This is a genomic window from Kitasatospora sp. NPDC092286 (assembly GCF_044755565.1).
In the GTDB taxonomy this organism is placed as follows: domain Bacteria; phylum Actinomycetota; class Actinomycetes; order Streptomycetales; family Streptomycetaceae; genus Kitasatospora.
Genome location: NZ_JBIVRD010000022.1, coordinates 53540 through 71231, shown reverse-complemented (window position 1 = coordinate 71231; position 17692 = coordinate 53540). Strand labels below are relative to the sequence as shown.

Genomic DNA, 17692 nt, shown 5'->3' with positions numbered 1-17692 from the left:
CCCGGCCGGCGGACGGGAACCCCTCCCCGGCGAGAACACCCCCGGAGCTCAGCCCCGATCCGGGCCGGGCGGGTTCAGGCGCCGCAGTCGGCGCAGAGGTGCTCCTCGCTCAACATCACCACCGGCTGGATCGCCGAGCAGCCCCGGCACGAACCCAGGCACGGACGGCAGTACGGTCGCCCCTGCCAGCGCAGCGCCGGCACGACGGTCTCCTGACAGCCGGCGCACCGCATCGTCACCGGGACACGGCGCCCGTGCTCGTCCCGCTCCGCCCGGGCCCGCTCCTCCGCCGCGTGCAGCGACCGGTGCCCGCTGCGCAGCTGCGCCCGCACGGACGCGGCGGCACGCCGGTACGTATCCGGTCCCGCCTGCCGGCCGTGGGAGAGGTTGTCCGCCACGTCGACCACCGTCGCGTTGGGCAGGCACTCCGGGCAGCTCCCCGAGTCGTCCAGCAGCCAGCCGTCCTCGCACGCCCCGCGCGGGCACTGCGGCGGCAGAACCAGCTCCAGGGCGATGTCGTCGGCCCGCGACAGCAGGGCCTCGCCGGTCAGGTGCGAGTAGCGCAGGAACCAGCGCCGCTCGACACGGTCACGCAGCCGCTGCGGCGCGACACCGCCCTCGATCTGACGGCCGATCTCCCCTCGCACGGTGTGCGGGATACCGCCGCGCTTCTCCAGCGCGACCATCAGCGGTCTCGGAATCGCCGCGCCCACCCAGGTGGCGGGGTGCTGGCCGTGCTCCATGAACGGGGTACTCACCCGACGAATCCTTCCGCACCGGGCCGGGGCGTGTCACCCCACCGCCCGCGCCCCCTGCCGCCCCCGGCCAACAGGGGGCGGCAGGGAGGCAGGGCCGACGGCGTCAGCCCCGCGCTCCGGTCAGAACCGGACGTCGGTGCAGGAGTAGAAGGAGTTGTCCGTGTCGGCTATCTCCCAGACCGCCACCACCACCTGGTGTCCGGTGCGGCCGCTGGGGACGGTCGCGGTGTGGGTGGTCGTGGCGGCGGGCTGGCGGCCGTTGTAGGCGACGGTCAGGAACGGGGTCAGGTCCAGACCGGCCCGCGTGATCTTCTGGGTGGCGTCGTAGCCGGGCTTGGTGAGGTAGTACTTGAACGTGGTGGTGGCGTGCCTGGCCTCGATGTTCCAGGTGAAGGTGAGCTGCTGACCCGCCGTCACCTGGGTGGTCGGCCAGTTGCCGTTGCGCGGGGCGTCCAGCGGGGCCCATCGCGCGTCTCCGCCGGCGCAGATGGTGCCGTCGGCCGGGCCCCGGCCGGGGAAGCCCTTCGGCCCCTCGACGCTCTGAGGCTCCCACTGGATGTCGCCGCAGTTGGTGACGACGCCCGCGCCGCAGAGCGCGGACCGGCTGGGCGGCAGGTTGATGAAGCCGTGCGACTGCGCCGGCAGGGCCAGCGTGAGCGGTATCGCGATCGCGGCGACGGCCGCGCCGGCGAGATGACGTTTGCGCATGATGCTCCTCCGTGGGGGTGGATGGAGAGTGCGCCGGACACAGACGCGCGCGCGTGGGGGTGCGGCGGCCTCCGGAGATCGTTGGCATGCCTGCGCCAGGTCGGTGCCCACACCGTAGAATCCGCCACCCGGGCCGTCAATGGTCTGAACCATTTCCGGCTCTGCTCCCGGCCCGCTTCGCACGACGTCGCCCCGCCGAACAGCTGCCCGGCGGGGCGACGTGATCAGGACTCCGTATTCACCGACAGCGCCCGCTGCACGGGGCCGGGGCCATCGGTCGTGGACTCGGACTCGGGCTCGGACTCGAACTCCGGCTCGGGCTCGGGCTCGGTCAGTCGCTCCCGCCGGACTGCCCGACCGGCGCCACGACAGGGGTGACGAGCATCCGCCCGGCCAGGGCCGCGCCGGCGGTGCCGGCCGTCAGGGTGGCGTCGTAGAACGGGCGCAGGTTGCGCTCGTGCCACAGGGCCTGTGCGGTGGCCCAGGCGGCGTCATTGGCCCGGACCATGGCGAAGCTGCCGACGATGTGCTTCAGCGGTTCGGCGGCCCGGGTGGCGACCTTCCCGATCTCGGCCTCGAAGGAGGCCCGGACCTCGGCCTCGGCCTGGGCGAGCAGGTCGTTGACCGTCAGATAGTCGGCGTGGACGGGCGGGGTCTCGGGCGTGGTGCGGCATTCGATGCAGGTGGTGACGAGCGCCAGCGGGAGGTCGTGGCTGATGTGGGCGTTCATCCCGGCGAAGGCGAACTGGATCGGCCAGACGGTCCGGTCGGCGCGGGCGTCGTACAGCGGCTGCCAGGCCTCGTTCGGCTGCCGGCCGGCCTCGGCGGCGTCCACGGTGTCGAAGTAGAGGTTGGCGAAGATCACGTCCAGGCGCTCGACGAACGTCCGGTCCTGGAAGGTGCCCGCCCGCAGGTTCCGGCCGACGAGTTCGGTCACCCGCAGGTACATACGGTTGAAGCAGGCCACGCCGTCCCGCAGGTCCAGCCGGGCCTCGATCGCCCGCATCCGCTCGATGACCTCCTCGACGCTCCGCGCGGCCCGGATCTGCGAGTGGGTCATACCTGTTCCTTCCGTGGTGACGGGCGAGCGGCGTTCGGCTCGCCTGCCACGTATACACACCGCCCGCCACCACGAAAGGCCGCGCTGCGCGGACACCGCCCGGCATCACCCGAACCGCCCCACCACGCCGCGCCCGGGACCGCCCCGCCGCCCGGCTCAGGACGGCACGGCGCCCGGCGGGAACGGCTCGACGCCCACCACCCGGCGGATCCGCGACGGCTCGACCAGGACGACGACCCGCCGCTCGCCGGGCACGATCCACTCGTAGTGGTCGGCCCCGAGGTAGACCCCGGCGAGGTGGTCCATGTTCCGGTCCGCCTCCGGCCCTTCGACGAAGCGGACCACCCGGCCCCGGATCTGCACCCGGTCGTAGGGGTCGGCCGCGTCCGCGTGGGAGAGACAGACCCGCGGATCGCGGCGCAGGTTGCGCTCCTTGACGCGGCCCACCGAGGTGTTGAACAGCACCAGGTCCCCTTCGGTCCCCACCCACATCGGGCTCACGTGCGGTGAGCCGTCGGCGTTGACCGTGGCGACGTACCAGATGTGGCCCGCTTCGAGCCGTGCGCGCACGTCCTTCGAGATTTCGACCATGCGCCCAGCCTGCCCGACGCCGGCCCACACCATGCGGAGCCGGGGCCCGCGTCGGAGCCGGGGCACGCCGTGGAAAGCCACCGCGACGGCCGCACGAAGGCGCGGGGCCGGGCCCCGAAGGACCCGGCCCCGCGAGACCGCCTCCGCCCGGACGTGGCCTCCGTTCAGGCGCCGGCCTCCGCCATCCGCCGGCGCAGGCTGAGCGGACGCATGTCCGTCCAGATCCGGCCGATGTGGTCGAGGCACTCCTCCCGGGTGCCGGTGGTGCCCTCGGGGTGCCAGCCGCTGGGCAGTTCGCGGTCCGTCTTCCAGATGGAGAACTGGTCCTCGTCGTTGCGCACGACCAGGTAGCCGGTCCCGTCGGTGTCGGTGTCGCTCATCGTTGTGTGTCCTCCTGTACTCGCTCGTCTGCGAGCCCAGCGTGCCCTGGGCCGGCCGGGCGGGCCCAGGGGCAAACACGCGGCGGGAGCGGCGCGCGTCGCTGCCGGTTCTTCTCTGGTGGGTGCGGTGCCCGGCCCGGCAGTGTGCTGCCAGAGGGCGCGTCCCACGGATCGGACGGGCCCGGGCCGATCCGTAGCAGGCGCCCAAACCCGCCGAACCCCCTGGAAGGAGTTCCGCCATGTCGGACGTCCCGGAGAAGGAGCACGTCCCGGTGAACGTGCAGTTGCCCGCCGGGGGGTGGCGGCTGTGGGAGCACTTCGCGCTGCGCGGCCCCGGCTTCCCGGCCGAGGGGGTGCTGCGCCTGGCGCCGGCCGGACTCGGCCTGGCCGCCGACAAGTTCGGCCCGCAGGACGCCCTGGCGGGCCCGGAGTGGCAGGCCTTCGGCGCGGCCTTCGACACCGCCGCCGTGCACACCGCCGAGCTGCTCCAGGAGATCGCCGCCCTGCCGCGCTTCCGGGCGGCGGTGGCCTGGCAGAACCCGGCCGTGCTCCGTACCGGCATCGCGCCGTTCCTGAACTGGACGCCCACCACCGCGGGCCGCACCAGCATGCCCCGCCAGCGCGAGGAACTCGTCGCCCACTACTGGCAGCGGTTCTGCGTCAAGAACGACACCATCGGCTTCTTCGGCCCGGTCGGCTGGGGCCGCTGGGACCTCGCGAGCCGCGGCGTCACCGTCGATCCCGGCACCGGCTTCCTCGCCGACTCCCGGGTGTACTTCGCGAGTTGGGCGATCGACGCGCTGGCCAAGGCGCTCGCCGAGGACGAGGCGCTGCTGGCCTGGATCCCGCCCTACCGGGTGTCGTTCGTCCGGGTGGTGGACGGCGCCGTCCGGCTGCCGGGCCGGCCGCCGCAGGAGATCACCGAGGCGGCCCGGGCCGTGCTGGAACTGTGCGACGGCACCCGGACGGTGGCCGCGATCGCCGGGGCGGTCGGGACCGGGGTGGCGGAGGCCACCGAGACCGTCCGGTGGCTGGCCGGGAAGCGGTGGGTGCACTGGCGCCTCGACGTACCGGCCGACACCTTCCCGGAGCGCGCGCTGCGGGCCGTCCTGGAGCGCGTCGGCGACCGGGAGCCGCGCGAGCGCGCGCTGGCGAAGCTGGCCGTGCTGGAGCGCGGGCGCGACGCGGTGCAGGCCGCCGGGACGGACGCGGACGCCCTCACCGGGGCGATCGCCGCACTGGAGGCGGACTTCGCCGCGCTGACCGCGACCGACGCCCAGCGGGCCAAGGGCGAGCGGACGGCGCCGTGCCGCGGGCTGGTCTACTCCGACGCCCGACGCGCGGCGACGGCCACCGTCGGCACCGCCGTCCTCGGGGAACTGGCGCCGCTGGAGCTCTGCCTGACCGCGGCGCGCTGGATGACCAACCGGTTCGCCGAGGCCGTCGGCGCCCGGATCCGCGCGGTGTACGAGCGGCTGCGCGCGGCCGGCGGGCCGGTGGACCTCGGCTCGATGTGGCTGGAGTGCCTGCCCTCCCCGCACCCGGAGGCGGCGGCGGACATCGCCGCCGTCCAGGCCGAGCTGCGCGCCAAGTGGGCCCGGATCCTGGCGGTGCCCGAGGGCGCGCGCACGGTCCGGTTCGCCGCGGCGGACCTCGCCGACCGGGTGGCGGCGGAGTTCGGCGAGCCCGGCGCCGGCTGGTCGCTGGCCCGCTACTTCAGCCCGGACGTGCTGGTGCTGGCCGAGGACCAGGAGGCGGTGGCGCGCGGCGAGTTCGAGCTGGTGCTGGGCGAGATGCACTGCGCGCTGAACACCATGGGCGCCTCGCTCTTCGTCCACCAGCACCCCGACCGGGCCGAGCTGGTCGCCGAGACCACCCGGGACTTCCCCGGGCCGCGGCTGCTGCCGATGCTGGCCAAGGAGCTGCCGCTGAAGTGGTCGGCGCGCAGCCGGCCCTCGCTGGACCGGCCGCAGGACTACTACGTCGCCCTGGTCGACCAGACCGGCGACCCGCACCGGCCGCGCACCGTGCTGAGCGGCGACGTCCTGGTCGAGGAGCGGGACGGGCGGCTGGTCGCGGTGCTGCCGGACGGCGCGGAGTTCCCGCTGCTGGACGCCTACGCCAACACGCTCACCCAGCGGGTGATGGACCGCTTCACCCTGCGGCCCGAGGGCGACCACACGCCCCGGATCACCATCGACAAGATGGTCGTGGCACGGGAGACCTGGACGTTCCCGGTGGCCGGCCTCGCCTTCGCCGAGGAGAAGACCGAGGCCGGGCGCTTCGTCCGGGCCCGGCACTGGCAGCGGGAGCACGACCTGCCCCGGTTCGTGTTCGTCGTCTCGCCGGCCGAACCCCGGCCGTTCTACGTCGACTTCGACAGCCCGGTCTATCTGACCATCCTCGCCAAGGCCGCCCGCCGGCTGGCCCGCAAGGACCCGTCGGCCCGGCTGAAGATCAGCGAGATGCTGCCGACGCCGGAGCAGGCCTGGCTGACCGACGACGAGGGCGACGGCTACACCTCCGAGCTGCGGTTCGTCGCCGTGGACCGGAGCGTCACCGAGGCCACCGGCACCGGCACCGACGCCGCCACCCCCGAGGGGGCGTGATGCGCACCTTCGTCGACGGCCTCGCCGCGCACGCCGCCCGGCACCCGGGGCGGGTGGCGCTCAGCACCCCCGAGGGCGACCTCAGCTACGCCGGACTCGTCTCCCGGATCGACACCCTGGCAGCCGCCCTGCGCGCCCGCGGGGCCGGCCCCGAGGTGGTCTGCGCGGTCGCGGTCGAGCGCGGCGCCGACGCCGTGGCGGCCGTCGCCGCCGTGGTGCGGGCGGGGGCGGCGTTCCTCGCCCTGGACGTCGAGCAGCCGCCGGCCCGGCTGGCCGCGCTGGTCCGCAGCGGGCAGGCCGATCTGCTGCTGACCACCTCCGGCCTGGCCGAACGCCTCGAACTGCCCGTCCCCGGGCGGCCGTTGCTGCTGGACCGGCTCTCCCCCGGGGCAGCCGCCCCCGGCGGGTTCCCCGCGCCCGGGCCCGACACCCTGGCCTACGTCAGCCACACCTCCGGGAGCACCGGCGAGCCCAGTGCCGTCCTGATCGAGCACCGCGGCCTGGACTCCTATCTGCGCTTCGTCGCCCGCGACTACGGCCTCGGCCCGGACACCACCGCCCTCCAGGTCGCGCCGCTCGGCTACGACGCGTCCGTCCGGGACACCTTCGCCCCGCTGCTGGCCGGCGGCCGGCTGGTGATCGTCCCCAGGGCGCGGCTGCTGCGGCCCGAGCCGTTCGGCGAGGCCGTCCGCGCCCACGGCGTGAACACGCTGCTGAGCGTCACGCCCTCCTTCCTCGCCTTCCTGGCCGGGCAGCCGGAGCCGCGGCGGCTGCTCGCCGGGGTCCGCCTGGTGGTCTCCAGCGGCGAGTCGCTGCGGCCCTTCCTGACCGCCGGCGGCCGGTCGCTGGTCGGCGGCGCCCTGGTCAACCAGTACGGCCCGACCGAGTGCACCATGACGTCCACCCGCTACGCCGTGCCGCCGGAGCCGGACACCACCGCCGACCTGGTGGGCACGCCCATCGACGGGGTGGTGGTGCGGCTGCTCGACGACGCCCTGGCGCCGGTGCCCGAGGGGGCCGTCGGCGAGGTGTGCATCGGCGGGACGGGGGTGGCGCGCGGCTACCGGGGGCAGCCCGCCAGGACGGCCGAGCGCTTCGTCCCGGACCCGCTGGGCCCGCCCGGCAGCCGGCTGTACCGCACCGGGGACCTCGCCACGGCGGGGCCGGACGGCCTGCGCTACCTGGGCCGCGGCGACCGCCAGGTGAAGATCCGCGGCTACCGGGTGGACCCGGCCGAGGTCGAGGGCGCGCTGCTGACCCACCCCGGGGTGGCGGGGGCGGTGGTCACCGCGCCCAGCGACGAGCAGGGCCGGGTGTACCTGGTCGCCCATGTCACCGGCGAACTGGCGGAGACCACCGACGCCGCGCTCCGCGCCCACCTGGGCCGCACCCTGCCGCCGCATCTGATGCCGCGCCGCTTCGTCCGGCTGGCCGAACTGCCCACCACCCGCGGCGGCAAGGCCGACCGCCGCGCCCTCACCCCCGTGGGAGGCACCGCATGACCACCGCCACCGGTCTCGGCCCGGCCGACGTCGGGGCCGCCGCCGAACGGATCGCCGGGCACGTCCTGCGCACCCCGCTGCTGCCGGCGCCGCCGGTGCTGCCCGGGCTGCTGCTCAAGGCCGAACACCTGCAGTACGGCGGCTCGTTCAAGCTGCGCGGCGCGGCCAACGCCGTCCTCGCGCTGGGGGCCCGGCGCATCGTCACCGGCTCCTCCGGCAACCACGGCATCGCGCTGGCCGGGCTCGCCGCCGGGCTCGGAATCCGGCTGACCGTCGTCATGGCGGCCGGTGCCAACCCGGCCAAGGCGGCCCTGATCCAGGCCCTCGGCGCACACACCCTCGCGGTGGCCGGCGGTGTGGCCGAGCGGGAGGAGCGGGCCCGGTCGCTGGCCCGGGAGACCGGCGCGGTGTTCGTGCCCTCCTCCGACGACGCGCTGGTGGTGGCCGGCCAGGGCACGGTGGGCGGCGAGATCCTGACGCAGGCGCCCGACCTGGACACCGTCTACGTCCCCACCGGCGGCGGCGGGCTGCTGGCCGGCGTCTGCCTGGCCGCCCAGGGCCACCCGGTGCGGGTGGTGGGCGTCGAGCCCGCCGCCGCCGCGCGCTACGCCCGTTCGCTGGCCGCGGGCCGCCCGGTGCGGCTGCCGCCGAGCAGCACCGTCGCCGACGGGCTGCGCGGGCAGCAGCCCGGCGCGGTGACCTACCCGATCATCCGGGACCGGGTCGACGACCTGGTCGCGGTGGACGACACCGACATCCTCGCCGCGGCCGCCCTGCTGGGCCGGTACGGGATCGAGGCCGAGCCCAGCGGCGCCGTCGCGCTGGCCGGGGTGCTGGTCGCGGGCCACCGGGGCCGCGCCGTCGCCATCGTCTCCGGCGGCAACACCACCGCGGCCCTGAGCGCCGCGGCGGCCCGCTCCCACCCCGGCGCACACCGCGATCCGCCTACCGGTTCCCACCCGGATTCCCACCACGTCACCCCCCTCGATTCCCGCCTGAAGGAGATCTCATGAGCACCGCCACCACCCCGGCCGGCACCGCCGTCAGCACCGAGGACCTGCTGGTCACCGTCTACCGGGAGACCCTGGGCGCGGCCCGCCTCGACCGGGACAGCGACTTCTACGAGGCCGGCGGCGACTCGCTGAGCGCCTTCCAGATCACCGGCCGGCTGCGCGAGGCGCTGGGCGTGGAGGTCCCGGTCGCCCTGGTCTTCGCCTACCCCTCGCCCGCCGACCTCGCCGCCGTCGTCGACGCCGACTTCGCCCAGTCCTGAGGAGCCCGCCGTGACCGACACCTTTCTGCCGGGCGGCCGCTGGCGGCTCTGGGAGCAGTTCGCGCTGCGCGGGCCGGGGTTCCCGGCCGACGGGGTGCTGCGGCTGGCCCCGCCCGGCGTCGCCGAGGCCGCCGACAAGTTCGGCCCGCTGGACGGGCTTTCCGGCGGTGACTGGGACGCGTTCGCCGCCCTGTTCGCCGAGGCCGCCGTGGAGACGGCGCACACCCTCCAGGAGATCGCCCGGACCCCCGCCTTCCGGGAGGCCGTGGCCTGGCAGAACCGGCCGGTGCTCGACTCGGGCATCGCGCCGTTCCTGAACTGGACGCCCACCGCCGCGGGCCGCACCAGCATGCCCCGCCAGCGCGAGGAGCTCGTCGCCCACTACTGGCAGCGGTTCTGCGTCAAGAACGACACCATCGGCTTCTTCGGCCCGGTCGGCTGGGGCCGCTGGGACGCCGGCACGGCCGGGGTCGCGGTGGACGCCGGGACCGGACTGACCGCCGGGTCCACGGTGTACTGGGCCAGTTGGGCGATCGACGCGCTGGCCGCGACGGTCGGCGCGGACCCGGCCCTGCGGGAGTGGGTGGCGCCCCGGCGGATGCCGTTCGTCCGGCTGGACGGCGACGGCACCCGGGTGACCGTCCCGGGCCGCCCGCCGCAGACCGTACCGGCGCGGACCGGCGCCGTGCTCGCGCTCTGCGACGGGGTCCACCCGGCCCGGGAGATCGCCGCCGCACTGCCCGGGACGGACGTGCCCGCCGTGCTGGCCGACCTGGTGGCCCGCCGCTGGGCGCACTGGCGCCTGGACGTACCGGCCGGCACCCACCCCGAGCGCGACCTGCGGGCCTGGCTGGACACGGTCGGCGACCGGGCGGCGCGGCAGCGCGGCCTGGCCGTGCTGGACGCCCTGGAGCGTGGCCGTGCCCGGGTCGGCGCGGCCGCCGGAGCGGACCAGCTGGTCGCCGAACTGGCCGCGCTGGAGCAGGAGTTCGTCGCCATGACGGAGACCGCCGCGGTGCGCGAGAAGTCGGCCGGGACGGCCCCCTGCCGGTCCCTGGTCTACTCCGACTGCCGGCGTGCCGCCACGGCCAGGCTCGGCCCGGCCGTCCGGGGCGCGCTGGCGCCGCTGGAGCCGCTGCTGACCAGCGCGGGCTGGCTCACCGCGCGGCTGGCCGAGGCGGTCATGGCCCGGGCCCGGGAGGTGTACGCCGAGCACGCCGCCCGGGGCCCGGTGGACCTCGCCAGCTTCTGGTTCGCCTGTATGCCCGTCCTGCACGGCGACGCGCGCACCGCGACGGCCGGGCTCCAGCAGGCGTTCCGCGACCACTGGGCGGAGATCCTGGCACCCCCGCCGGGCGCCCGGCGGGTCCGTCTCACCCTGGCGGACATCGCCGGCCCGGTCCGGGAGCGGTTCGGCGGCCCGGGCGGCGGCTGGACGGCGGCCCGCTACCTCAGCCCGGACGTGATGATCGCCGCCGACGGGGCGGCGGCGGTGGCCCGCGGCGACTTCGAACTCGTCCTCGGCGAACTGCACCTGGCCTCCAACACGCTGGGCGCCTCGCTCTTCGTCCACCAGCACCCCGACCGGCGCGAGCTCACCGCCCTCACCGACCGCGACCACCCCGGCCCCCGGCTGATGCCGCTGCTGCCCAAGGAGCACCGCTCCCGGCTCTCCGCGCGGGTCCGGCACGCCCTGGTCCGGCCGGAGGACTACCAGGTGGCCCTGGTGGACTTCACCGCCGACCCGAACCGCCCGCGCACCGTGCCCAGCGCGGACGTGACGGTCACCGAGCGGGACGGCGAGCTGCTGGTCGTGCTGCCCGACGGCGCCGAATTCCCGGCCGTGGACGTGTTCTCGCACGTCCTGACCACCCTCGCGATGGACCTCTTCCAGGTGCTGCCGGAGAGCGAGCACTCCCCCCGGGTCACCGTGGACCGGCTGGTGGTGGCCCGGGAGACCTGGCGGCTGCCGGCCGCCGGGCTGGACTTCGCCGCCGAGAAGGACGAGGGACGCCGGTTCGTCCGGGCCCGCCGCTGGCGCGAGGAGCACGGCCTGCCGCGGTTCGTCTTCGTGGTCTCGCCCACCGAGTCCCGCCCGTTCTACGTGGACTTCGACAGCCCGGTCTACGTCACCGTCTTCGCCAAGGCGATGCGCCGGCTGGCCCGCAAGGACCCGGACGGCCGGGTCGTCCTCACCGAGATGCTGCCCACCCCCGAGCAGACCTGGCTGACCGACGACCAGGGCCGTTCCTACACCTCAGAACTGCGCTTCGTCGCGGTCGACGAGGGCCGACGGGGGGAGCCTGGAGAGCAGAGCTGACAGGGACGACAGCACCGCCGGCGCGGCGGGCGGACCGGAGGCCCCGGTCGGCCCGCCGCGCCGGCGTGTCCCCCGGCCGGGACGGACGCGCAGGGCGGGCTGCGTTCGGGGCTGCGTCTTCTTCCCTGGTGACCGGCCTCCCCCGGACGGCAGTCTGCTGGAAAACACGGCATGGAGGCCCACAGTGACTGCAGGCGCAGCCGCCCCCGGCGGGGCGAAGCACGGTGACGACACGCGTAAGGCATCTTTCGCCCAGCGGCGGCTGTGGTTCACGGACCAGCTCGCCCAGGACTCCTCCGGCTCGCTGCTCCCGCTGGCGCTGCGGATCCGGGGCCCGCTCGACGAGCCGGCGCTGGAACGGGCGCTGGCCGGAATCGTGGACCGGCACGAGGTGCTGCGCACCCGCTTCACTGCGGTCGGCGGCGAGCCGGTGCCGGTGGTGGACGGGCCGGGCGGCGCCGTGCTGGAGCGGACCGAGGCCGGCAGCGTCGAGGAGCTGTTCGCCCGGGAGCTGGCCCGCCCGCTGGATCTGGCCACCCAGCACCCGCTGCGGATGACACTGGCCCGGATCTCCGCGGACGAGCACCTGCTGCTGGTCGTGGTCCACCACATCGCCGTCGACGGCTGGTCCTGGGACGTGCTGCTGCGCGAACTGGCCGCCGGCTACCGGGGCGAGACGGTGGCGCCGCCGCCGCTGCAGTACGCGGACTTCGCCCGGGCCCAGGCCGAGCGGCTGAGCGGCCCCCGGATGGAGCGGCTGCTCGGCTACTGGCGCGACCGGCTGACCGGGGCCGCCCCGCTCACCCTGCCCTCCGACCGTCCCCGGCCCCGGTTCTGGGACGGCTCCGGTGACGTCGTCCGGTTCAGCCTGCCGGCCGAGCTGGTGGCCGGGGTGGACCGGGTCGCCCGCGAGCACCGGGCCACCCGCTACATGCTGCTGCTCTCCGTCTACCAGGCGCTGCTGAGCCGGTGCAGCGGCCGCACCGACATCGCCGTCTGCACCACGCTCGCCGACCGCGGCCACGGCGAGGTGGCGGATCTGATCGGCCCGTTCGTCAACACCGTGGTGCTGCGCACCGACCTCTCCGGCGGGCCGTCGTTCGGCGCGCTGCTGGACCGGGTCCGCACCGATGTGCTGAAGGACCTCTCGCACGCCGACGCGCCGTTCGACCGGGTGGTCGGCGCGGTGGGCGGTGAGCGCGACCTGTCCCGACACCCGCTCGCCCAGGCCTCGTTCACCCTGCTCAACGCCGCCCACCAGCCGGTCCGGCTGCCCGGCCTGGACGTGGAGCTGGTGCCGCCGCCGCTGACCGGCACCGCGCTGGACGTCTTCCTGGACCTCAACCTCCTGCCGGACGGCAGCATCGCGGCCCGGCTCCAGTACGCCACCGCCCTGTTCGACCCGGAGACCATGCGGGCGTTCAGCGCCGCCTACGTCGAGCTGCTGCGCGCGGTGCTGGCCGAACCGCAGGCCCCGGTGCGGGAGCTCGCCGGGCGGCTGGACCCGATGCCCGGCGCGGCGCACGCCCTTCCCGCCGAGGAGTGGTCGGCCGCCGCCGACCGTCCGCTGGGCGGGGCGCCGCCGGTCACGGTGGCCGGCCGGCCCGGGGACGTCGCACTGGTCTGCGCGGACCAGGAGGTGACCTACGCCGAACTGGACGGTCTGACCGGCGGGCTGGCGGCCGCGCTGGCCGCCGCCGGGGTCCGCCCCGGGCGCCCGGTCGGGGTGCTGCTGCGGCGCGGGGTCTGGTCGGTGGCCGCGCTGGCCGCGGTCTGGCGGGCCGGCGGCGTGTACGTCCCGCTCGACCCCGATCTGCCCGCCCAGCGGCTGGAGTTCATGGTCGAGGAGGCCAATCTGGCCTGCCTGGTGGCCGACCCGGCGACGGCCGCGCTGGCCGCCTCGCTCGGGCCCGCCGTCGTCCGGGTGGACGCCGTGCGGCCGGATCCGGACGGCCCCCGGCACACCCCCGACCCGCGCGAGCTGGCGCACGTCATCTTCACCTCGGGCTCGACCGGCCGGCCCAAGGCCGTCGGGGTCGAGCACCGCTCGCTGGCGAGCCATGTCGCCGCCGCCCGGGCCCGGTTCGGCATCACCGCCGGGGACCGGGTGCTCGCCTTCGCCTCGTTCTCCTTCGACGCCTCGCTCGACCAGCTGCTCCCCGCGCTGACCTGCGGCGCCCGGGTGGTGATCCGCCCGGACGAGCCGTGGCTGCCCACCCAGGTCCCCGAGGTGGTCGAACGGTACGGCCTCACCGTGGTGAACGTCCCGCCGACCTACTGGACCGAGCTGGCGTTCGCGCTGGACCGCCGCGCCGCCGCCGCGCTCGCCCCGCTGCGGCTGCTGATCCTGGGCGGGGAGTCCGTCCCGGTGGGCGCGCTGGCCGCCTGGCGGGCCGCGGTGCCCGAGGTCCGGGTGGTCAACGCCTACGGCCCGACCGAGACCACCGTCACCTCGGCCACCTACGAGGCCCACGGCCCGCTGGAGGGCCGGGTGCCGATCGGCCGCCCGCTCGGCGGACGCCGGGTGTACGTGGTGGACGAGGACGACGAACCCGTCCCCGTCGGCGTCCCCGGCGAGCTGCTGATCGGCGGCCCCGAGGTGGCCCGCGGCTATCTCGGACGGCCCGCGCTGACCGCCGAGCGGTTCGTCCCCGACCCGTTCGGCGGTGACGGCGGCCGGCTCTACCGCACCGGCGACCTCGTCCAGTGGCTGCCCTCCGGCGAGCTGGAGTTCGTCGGCCGCCGGGACGACCAGGTCAAGATCCGCGGCTTCCGGATCGAGCTCGGCGAGGTCGAGGCGGTGCTGCGCGAGTACCCCGGGGTGGTCGCCGCGGCCGTCCGGCCGGACACCGCCACCGGGCAGAGCCTGTCGGGCTACGTCGTCGGCGGACCGTTCGAACCGTCCGCGCTGCGGGCCTGGTGCGCCGAGCGGCTGCCGCGGTACGCCGTGCCCTCGGACTTCCTGACGCTGGACGCGCTGCCGGTCGGCGCCTCCGGGAAGCTGGACCGGGCCGCCCTGCCGGACACCCGCCCGGACCGGTCCGCGAGCGGCGCCGCCTACACCGCGCCGCGCACCGACGACGAGCGGATCATCGCCGCGATCTGGGCCGATGTGCTCGGCGTGGACCGGGTCGGCCTCGACGACGGCTTCTTCGACCTGGGCGGCCACTCACTGCTCGCCACCATGGCGGTCTCCCGGGTCGCCGAACGGCTCGGCCGCGACATCGAGCTGCGCACCCTGTTCGAGAACCCCACCGTCCGCGCGTTCGGCCCCCGGGTGGCCGCCGCCCGGCAGGCCGCCGGCGGCGCGGTCGTCCCGGTGGACCGCTCCGGCCCGCTGCCGCTCTCCTTCGCCCAGGAGCGCCTCTGGTTCCTGGACCGCACCTCGGACGTCGGCGACGAGTACGTGCTCTGGTTCTCCTGGCGGCTGCGCGGCGGCCTGGACCGCGCGGCCTGGCAGGGCGCGCTCGACGACATGACGGCCCGGCACGAGGTGCTGCGCACGGCCCTGGTCGAGGTGGACGGCCGCCCCGCGCAGCAGGTCTGCGACCCGATGGGCGTGCCGTTGGAGTGGCACCGCGCCCCGGAGGGCGCGAGCGAGGCGGCCCGGCTGGCCGCGGTCCGGGAGCGGGCCTCGGCGCTGGCCACCCGCCGCTTCGACCTGGACCGCCCGCCGATGCTGCGGGCCGGGGTCTGGGAGCTGGCCCCGGACGACCACGTCGCCGTCCTGGTCTTCCACCACGTGGCGACCGACGGCTGGTCCAAGGACGTCTTCATCGAGGAGCTGACGGCCTACTACCGGGCCCGGCTGACCGGGCGGGCGGCCGTGCTGCCGCCCGTCCCGGTGCAGTACGGCGACTTCGCGGTCTGGCAGCGCGACCGGGCCGAGGGCGGCGGGCTGGACCGGCAGCTGGACTACTGGGAGACGGCCCTGGCCGGCGTCCCGGTGCTGGAGCTGCCGGCCGACCGGCCGCGCCCGGCGGGCTGGTCGGGGCGCGGCGGCGCGGTGGACCTGGCGCTGCCGCCCGGGCTCGCCGCCCGGCTGGACGCCTTCGCCAGGGAGCACGGGGCGACCAGGTTCATGGTGCTGCTGGCGGTGGTGCAGATCGTGCTGGCCCGCTGGTCGGGGCAGCAGGACGTGCCGGTGGGCACCCCGGTGGCGGGGCGCGGCCGGGTGGAGCTGGAGCGGCTGATCGGCTTCTTCGTCAACACCGTGGTGCTGCGCGGCGACCTGTCCGGCGGGCCGACCTTCACCGAGCTGCTGGACCGCGTCCGGGGGACGGTGCTGAGCGCCTTCGACCACCAGGACGTGCCGTTCGAGCGGGTGGTGGAGCGGCTGCGGCCGGAGCGCGACCTGTCCCGCAACCCGCTGTTCCAGGTGATGGTGGACGTCCAGGAGAGCGCCACCGGCGGGCCCGGGATCGAGGGCCTGGAGGCCGCCGACTTCACCCTGCCGTGGGGCTCGGCCAAGTTCGACCTGACCACCACCTTCCTGCTGTACCCGGACCGCTTCGCGCTCAACGTCGAGTACGCGGCCGACCTGTTCGACGCCTCGACGGCGAGCCGCTTCGCCGGGCACGTGGGCCGGGTGCTGGCGGCCGTCCTGGCCGACCCGGGCACGCCGGTGGACCGGGTGGACCTGCTCTCCCCGGCCGAGCGCGCCGAACTGGCCGGACCGGCGACGGACGGACCGGCCGTCGCGGTGCCGCCGTTCACGGTGGCCGGCGAGCCGGACGCGGTGGCGCTGGTCTGCGAGGGCCGCTCCCTGCGCTACGGCGAACTGGACGGCCTGACCGGCGGGCTGGCCGCCGGGCTGGCCGCCGCCGGGGTGCGCCCGGGCAGCCCGGTGGGTGTCTGTGTACGGCGCGGGACGTGGTCGGTGGCCGCGCTGGCCGCGATCTGGCGGGCCGGCGGCGTCTACGTCCCGCTGGACGCCGGCCTGCCCGCCGAGCGGCTGCGGTTCATGCTGGACGAGGCCGGGGTCGGCCACGTGGTGGCGGACGCCGCGACCGCCCCCGCGCTGGCCCCGCTCGGGGTGACGCTGGTCCCGGTCGAGGAGGTGCGGCCCGCCCCGGACGGCCCCCGGCACACCCCCGACCCGGGGGATCTCGCCTACACCATCTTCACCTCCGGCTCCACCGGCCGGCCCAAGGCCGTCGGGGTCGAGCACCACGCCCTGGCCGCCCATGTCGCCGCCGCCCGCGAGCTGTTCGGGATCACCGCCGGGGACCGGGTGCTGACCTTCGCCTCGCTCTCCTTCGACGCCTCGCTGGAGCAGATCCTGCCCGCGCTGGGCACCGGCGCCCGGGTGGTGATCCGCCCGGACGAGATCTGGTCGGTGGAGGAACTGGCCGCCCGGGTGCGCGCCGAGGGCGTCACCGTCATGGAACTCACGCCCTCCTACTGGGAGGAGGTGGTGGCCCGGCTGGACGTGGTCGCCGCCGACCTCGCGAGCCTGCGGCTGCTGGTCACCGGCGGCGAGGTGCTGCCCGCCGGGCCGCTGGAGCGCTGGTTCGCCCATCTGCCCGGGGTGCCGGTGGTCAACACCTACGGCCCGACCGAGTCGGTCATCTCGGCCACCGCGTACCGGCTCACCGACCCGGTCGAGGGCCGGGTGCCGATCGGCCGCCCGCTGGGCTCGCGCCGCGCGTACGTGGCGGACCCGCACGGCGCCCTGGTGCCGATCGGCGTCCCCGGCGAACTGCTCGTCGGCGGGCCGGAGTTGGCGCGCGGATACCTGGGCAGGCCGGGCCTGACCGCCGAGCGGTTCGTCCCCGACCCGTTCGGCGAGGAGGGCGACCGGCTCTACCGCACCGGCGACGTGGTGCGCCGACTCGCCTCGGGCGACCTGGAGTTCGTCGGCCGCAGCGACAACCAGGTGAAGATCCGCGGCTTCCGGGTCGAACCGGGCGAGGCCGAGGCGGTGCTGCGCCGCCACCCTGGCGTCCACTCCGCTGCCGTGCTGGTCCGCGAACTGCGCGGCGAGCACGCCCTGGTGGGCTATGTCGCGGGCAGCGGACTGGCCGCCGACGCACTGGCCGCGCACTGCCGCTCCGAACTCCCCGGCTACCTGGTGCCGAGCGCGTTCGTCCTGCTCGACGCGCTGCCGCTGACCGTCCAGGGCAAACTCGACACCGCCGCCCTGCCCGAGCCCGAACTCCCCGCCCCCGCGGTCTTCGTACCGCCGCGGACGCCCACCGAGACGGTGACGGCGCAGATCTGGGCCGAGGTCCTCGGCATCGCCCGGGTCGGCGTCCACGACGACTTCTTCGCCCTCGGCGGGCACTCGCTGCGCGCCGTGGCCGCCGCGTCCCGCCTGCGGGCCGCCTTCGACTGCCCCATCCAGGTGCGCGACCTGTTCGAGCACCCCACCGTCGAGCTGCTCGCCGCCGAGGTGGAGCGGCAGCTCGTCGAACTGATCTCCGCGATGAGCGAGGACGAGATCGACCTCTCCCTGACGGTGGACTACCAAGACTGAGATTGGACGGAAC

At 75.8% G+C, this 17692-nt stretch carries 11 protein-coding genes; 6 read left to right on the top strand and 5 right to left on the bottom strand.

All coding sequences use genetic code 11. From position 1 onward, the window contains the following. Nucleotides 1–74: 74 nt before the first annotated feature. The 5 genes from ACIQIB_RS22645 to ACIQIB_RS22625 form a co-directional block, all read right to left on the bottom strand. Nucleotides 75–758 (bottom strand): hypothetical protein, encoded by a 684-nt coding sequence (locus ACIQIB_RS22645; protein ID WP_400760073.1) that lies wholly within the window; start codon nucleotides 756–758, stop codon nucleotides 75–77. 120 nt (nucleotides 759–878) lie between these two features. Further along, nucleotides 879–1466 (bottom strand): lytic polysaccharide monooxygenase, encoded by a 588-nt coding sequence (locus ACIQIB_RS22640; protein ID WP_363604275.1) that lies wholly within the window; start codon nucleotides 1464–1466, stop codon nucleotides 879–881. A gap of 331 nt (nucleotides 1467–1797) precedes the next feature. After that, entirely contained in the window at nucleotides 1798–2526 is a 729-nt protein-coding gene (locus ACIQIB_RS22635) for a DUF5995 family protein (protein ID WP_400760070.1), read from the bottom strand. A gap of 156 nt (nucleotides 2527–2682) precedes the next feature. Further along, nucleotides 2683–3117, bottom strand: a complete 435-nt coding sequence (locus ACIQIB_RS22630) for a PPOX class F420-dependent oxidoreductase (protein WP_363604272.1) — start codon at nucleotides 3115–3117, stop codon at nucleotides 2683–2685. A gap of 164 nt (nucleotides 3118–3281) precedes the next feature. After that, nucleotides 3282–3497 carry an MbtH family NRPS accessory protein gene (locus tag ACIQIB_RS22625; protein WP_363604271.1) on the bottom strand — a complete coding sequence of 72 codons (216 nt, stop codon included), beginning with the start codon at nucleotides 3495–3497 and terminating at the stop codon, nucleotides 3282–3284. A 239-nt stretch (nucleotides 3498–3736) separates the two neighbouring features. Between ACIQIB_RS22625 and ACIQIB_RS22620 the strand changes: the two genes are divergently transcribed. The 6 genes from ACIQIB_RS22620 to ACIQIB_RS22595 all read left to right on the top strand — a co-directional run bounded on the left by ACIQIB_RS22620 (nucleotide 3737) and on the right by ACIQIB_RS22595 (nucleotide 17679). Beyond that, a complete protein-coding gene (locus ACIQIB_RS22620) occupies nucleotides 3737–6106 on the top strand; it encodes a lantibiotic dehydratase (RefSeq protein ID WP_400760068.1) in 2370 nt (789 codons plus the stop codon). Next, the gene (locus ACIQIB_RS22615) at nucleotides 6106–7608 is read left to right on the top strand and encodes an amino acid adenylation domain-containing protein (protein ID WP_400760066.1); all 1503 of its coding nucleotides are present in this window, start codon (nucleotides 6106–6108) and stop codon (nucleotides 7606–7608) included. Before ACIQIB_RS22620 ends, ACIQIB_RS22615 begins: the two co-directional genes overlap by 1 nt. Continuing rightward, nucleotides 7605–8621, top strand: a complete 1017-nt coding sequence (locus ACIQIB_RS22610) for a threonine/serine dehydratase (protein ID WP_400760064.1) — start codon at nucleotides 7605–7607, stop codon at nucleotides 8619–8621. The genes ACIQIB_RS22615 and ACIQIB_RS22610 overlap by 4 nt, the downstream gene beginning before the upstream one ends. Continuing rightward, entirely contained in the window at nucleotides 8618–8881 is a 264-nt protein-coding gene (locus ACIQIB_RS22605) for an acyl carrier protein (RefSeq protein ID WP_400760062.1), read from the top strand. Before ACIQIB_RS22610 ends, ACIQIB_RS22605 begins: the two co-directional genes overlap by 4 nt. A gap of 10 nt (nucleotides 8882–8891) precedes the next feature. Next, nucleotides 8892–11201 carry a lantibiotic dehydratase gene (locus ACIQIB_RS22600; RefSeq protein WP_400760059.1) on the top strand — a complete coding sequence of 770 codons (2310 nt, stop codon included), beginning with the start codon at nucleotides 8892–8894 and terminating at the stop codon, nucleotides 11199–11201. A 184-nt stretch (nucleotides 11202–11385) separates the two neighbouring features. Beyond that, complete coding sequence (locus ACIQIB_RS22595; protein ID WP_400760057.1) at nucleotides 11386–17679, top strand: amino acid adenylation domain-containing protein; 6294 nt, start codon at nucleotides 11386–11388, stop codon at nucleotides 17677–17679. Nucleotides 17680–17692 lie beyond the last annotated feature (13 nt).